The organism is Methanoregula sp. (assembly GCF_002835825.1).
Taxonomy (GTDB): domain Archaea; phylum Halobacteriota; class Methanomicrobia; order Methanomicrobiales; family Methanospirillaceae; genus Methanoregula.
This window is the reverse complement of sequence record NZ_PIZH01000244.1, coordinates 1-3,507: the sequence shown is the minus strand read 5'-3', so window position 1 is coordinate 3,507 and position 3,507 is coordinate 1. Positions and strand designations below refer to the sequence as shown.

Genomic DNA, 3,507 nt, shown 5'->3' with positions numbered 1-3,507 from the left:
GATTCTCCTGCTCAGCCCAGAGGGTGCTGAAGGGCCGGTTCCGAACATTACCGATAAGGAACTCACGCGAACGGGCGAACTGGCAGGGCCAGACATTACCCTGTGCATCGATGTTCGCCACGCGGGTGCCGGCACTGCACCCCCCGTTGAGCGACGAGAGCAGCTCTTTTGCGTCGTCAAGATCGGGAGAGCGATCGCGCTCCATGGAGGCGAGTAAATGGATGCAGTCCTGGGGTGCGTCCACGGTCAAAAACTCCATGACTGACGGGTCGGTCTCCTGCGCTTTCCGGTACAGGAGGGAGAGTGCCCCCTCAACCTCCTTTTTGCCCAGCTGGAGCCGGTCATACGCCCCGCTTCCCCTGCCTGCGGGAACGAGCCAGTACAGGCAGAACCGGGAGGCCCCGATCCGGATCGAGAGATCGATGAGTTCCTCCAGTTCAGGGAGGTTCTCCCGTGTCAGCGTAACCCGCACGCCGCACCGGAGCCCGGCCTTTTTGCAGGCGGAGAACGCGGCAAGGGTTGCATCAAAGGCACCCCTGCAGTTCCGGAACCGGTCATGAGTAGCGGCTGTTGCACCGTCAAGCGAGATCCCGGCGTACTCGATGCCGGCATCGCGGATCCTACCCGCCATATCCCCCGTGATGAGCGTCCCGTTCGTGCTGAGGGCCATCTTCAGGCCCTTCTTTTTGGCATGCTGTGCAAGATCGAAGAGGTCGTCCCGCAGGAGAGGCTCCCCCCCGGTGAAGAGGATGAGCGGGACACCCATTGCCGCGAGGTCATCGATCACCCCCATCGCCTCTGCGGTCGTCAGTTCCCCCTCCGTGGGACTCGCGGGCCCCGAGGCATTGTAGCAATGGGTGCAGGAGAGGTTGCACCGGTCGGTAATGTTCCAGAAGACGACCGGACGGTACATTCCCGTGAACGCGAGAAGGGTACTGGGCACCTCTCCCTGCGGGCGGTGACGGTGGCGCATCACGCTGCTCACCGTCCCCCTGCCGTGGAGGCACTGGGTGATCCGGTTCATCCGCCGCCCCCGTTCTCGTTGATCCGGACATTGGGCACGCGCTTGTACTCGCGGGTGGAAAAGAGGACCCGGAACTCCGGGCACCCGATCTCAAGGGCAATCCGTTCGATTTCGGAAATGACCTCACCCCTGCTGTACCCATGGTGAACAGTGTAGTGGGTATACTCCCACCGGCCCGGCACTGGCCGGCGTTCATAGCAGTGCGTTACTGAAGGGAATGCGGCGAGCCGGGGTCCCAGGTCGTCATGTGAATCGCGGGGGCCTTTCCAGGCTACGAGCGCATTGGCCGTGATCCCGAGCTTTCGCTGGTCGATCCGGGCCCGGAACTTCCGGATCACACCCCCCTGCCGCAGGGCACTGATACGATCGATCACGTCCCGCTCGGAAATGCCAAGCCGGCTCCCGATACCTGCAAAGGGCGCTGCCACGAGCGGCAGCCCCTCCTCCAGCACTCCGATCAACTGTTTGTCTACCGGATCCATCATACATCCTCTCCTTCGGGCCGGCTGAACCGGAACCGTACATCGATCTTGACCCGGCGCACGGTAGGCAGGTCCAGTACATCCGTCTCCGGAACACCGGATGTTTCAAGAATTCTCTTAAGGACGCGGTCAACGGCTGCGCGATCCTTTGCCGTGATGGTGAACCAGAGGTTGATGGGGTCCTCCCGCCGGAAATTGTGCGATACCTCCGGGCAGCTGCTGACAACTGCGGCAACTTCGTCAATCCTGTCCTCCGGAACCTGGAAAGCGACGAGCGTGGCAGCGGAGAGGCCGAGCGGCCGGGACTCAAGCACCGGCGATATCCCCCGTACGATCCCGGCTTCGGTGAGTCTCCGGAGCCGCTCCAGCAGCACGTCTTCGGTAATTCCCAGCTTCTCCGCTATCACCTGCCAGGGCCGCGGCACCAGCGGCAGGTCGTCCTGGAGGCATTCAAGGAGCGCAAGATCGGTCCGGTCAACGGGCAGTCCTTCCTTCACGATGCACCTCCCGGCTCGTACGGACACCACGGGTCTTCCGCACAGAGTTCGCCCGTGACCGTAGCAGGCTTCTCCAGTCCGTCGCACCAGCGGGGCGATACACGATTGCTTCCCCGCCAGGCCCGGGCCCGACAGCCGCCGCAGACCGGCTGGTATTCGCACCGCCCACACTTGCCGGTCAGCAGAGCGGGTTTTCTCAGAGCAGCAAAGACCGGCGAGTCCGCCCAGATTTTATCAAACGGGGTCGTCCTCACGTTACCGGCGCTCACGGGAAGGTAGGGGCAGGGGGTTACATCCCCGTTTGCATAGATGCGGCAATAGGTGATGCCGGCAATGCAGCCGCGGCCCCACTGCGGATTTTTGATCCCAAGGCTGTCGGCGATCCGGCGGAACTGCGGTGCGCAGGTGGGCCGGAGGTTGATATCGCTGTCGCGGTACCGCAAGAGGACCTCACGGATCACGTTCTCGTATGCAACCGGGGAAAGATCCCCTCCTTTCGCGGCCCGCCCGGTCGGGACCGGGAAGAAGACCTGGTAGTCCTTCACACCGAGATCCCTTCCCAGCGCTACAACTGATTCCACATCAGCAGCTACCGGCCGTACCGCGGTCATGTTGATCTGTACGCCAAGCCCTTCGTCACGACAGTTCCTGATGGCGGCAACTACCATCTCCCAGGCGCCGGGAGTGCCCCGCAGGGCATCGTGAGTAGCCGGATCGGCCGAGTCGAGACTGATCGCTGCCGCCCGGATACCGGATTCCCTGAGCCGTGCTGCCATGGCCCGGTCGAGGAGGTACCCGCTCGTGCCGAGCACCATCCGGAGCCCACGCTCCGTACCATAGCGGGCGATTGAGCACAAGTCGTCCCGCATCAGGGGTTCGCCCCCGGAGAGGACGACAACGGGAGTACCGGTCCTGCGAATCTGGTCGATGACGGAGCAGGCCTCATTATAAGAGAGTACGCCCTCCGCTTCTTTTTCCCCTGCATCGACGTAACAGTGGGAACATTTGAGGGGACACCGGAGCGTGATATTCCACGAGATGATCCGTGGTGCAGCAGCCGTCCCGTTCACAGTATCCGTCCTTTCACCCGCTTCATTTTGTGGAAAACGGGCAATAAAGATTTGGTTTGTACCTCTTTTCGTCTTCCAGCAGAATCATTCGGAAAATTTCACCGCCCCTCATCCCGTTCGGCTACCCTTGATCACGACCTAACAGGAGAGTTGTAGTTGGCAGACGCTTCCAGCCACAGGGAATGCGATCTGCACAGGAGAAACACCATGGATATACTCGCACACGAGCCCTTCGGATCGGTCAGTTCCATCCGGAGCCTGCAGTCCGCTGCGCCCACAAATCGCACTGCACCGGTCAGCACCGGACTCAGCAACACTATCAGCATTGTAAAGAACCGCATCGGAGGTGAGCCGGGAAATCCCCTGCCCTGCCAGTGAACACTGTCACGCACTCATCTCACTCTGTGCACACCGGACCACACACCGGGAGTCCG

Annotated in this window: 5 protein-coding genes; 1 reads left to right on the top strand and 4 read right to left on the bottom strand. The window is 61.9% G+C overall.

The annotated features are described in order from the left end of the window. The 4 genes from CW742_RS09070 to CW742_RS09055 form a co-directional block, all read right to left on the bottom strand. On the bottom strand, positions 1 to 1,024 hold a 1,024-nt coding region (locus tag CW742_RS09070), incomplete at its 3' end, for a radical SAM protein (RefSeq protein ID WP_292419429.1). After that, a complete protein-coding gene (gene ahbB, locus CW742_RS09065; protein WP_292419427.1) occupies positions 1,021 to 1,509 on the bottom strand; it encodes a siroheme decarboxylase subunit beta in 489 nt (162 codons plus the stop codon). The genes CW742_RS09070 and ahbB, both read right to left, overlap by 4 nt. Beyond that, positions 1,506 to 2,003, bottom strand: coding sequence for an Lrp/AsnC family transcriptional regulator (locus CW742_RS09060; protein WP_292419424.1), 498 nt, complete (start codon positions 2,001 to 2,003; stop codon positions 1,506 to 1,508). The genes ahbB and CW742_RS09060 overlap by 4 nt, the downstream gene beginning before the upstream one ends. Continuing rightward, positions 2,000 to 3,073, bottom strand: a complete 1,074-nt coding sequence (locus CW742_RS09055) for a radical SAM/SPASM domain-containing protein (protein WP_292419420.1) — start codon at positions 3,071 to 3,073, stop codon at positions 2,000 to 2,002. Before CW742_RS09055 ends, CW742_RS09060 begins: the two co-directional genes overlap by 4 nt. Before the next feature lie 207 nt (positions 3,074 to 3,280). On the opposite strand from CW742_RS09055, the gene CW742_RS09050 reads away from it, so the two are divergent. Beyond that, a complete protein-coding gene (locus CW742_RS09050; protein ID WP_292419417.1) occupies positions 3,281 to 3,451 on the top strand; it encodes a hypothetical protein in 171 nt (56 codons plus the stop codon). Positions 3,452 to 3,507: the final 56 nt, after the last annotated feature.

Excerpts from the sequence above, each read along its gene's own strand:
- ahbB (WP_292419427.1), bottom strand. The coding sequence starts at position 1,509 with ATGATGGATCCGGTAGACAAACAGTTGATCGGAGTGCTGGAGGAGGGG.
- CW742_RS09050 (WP_292419417.1), top strand. The coding sequence starts at position 3,281 with ATGGATATACTCGCACACGAGCCCTTCGGATCGGTCAGTTCCATCCGG.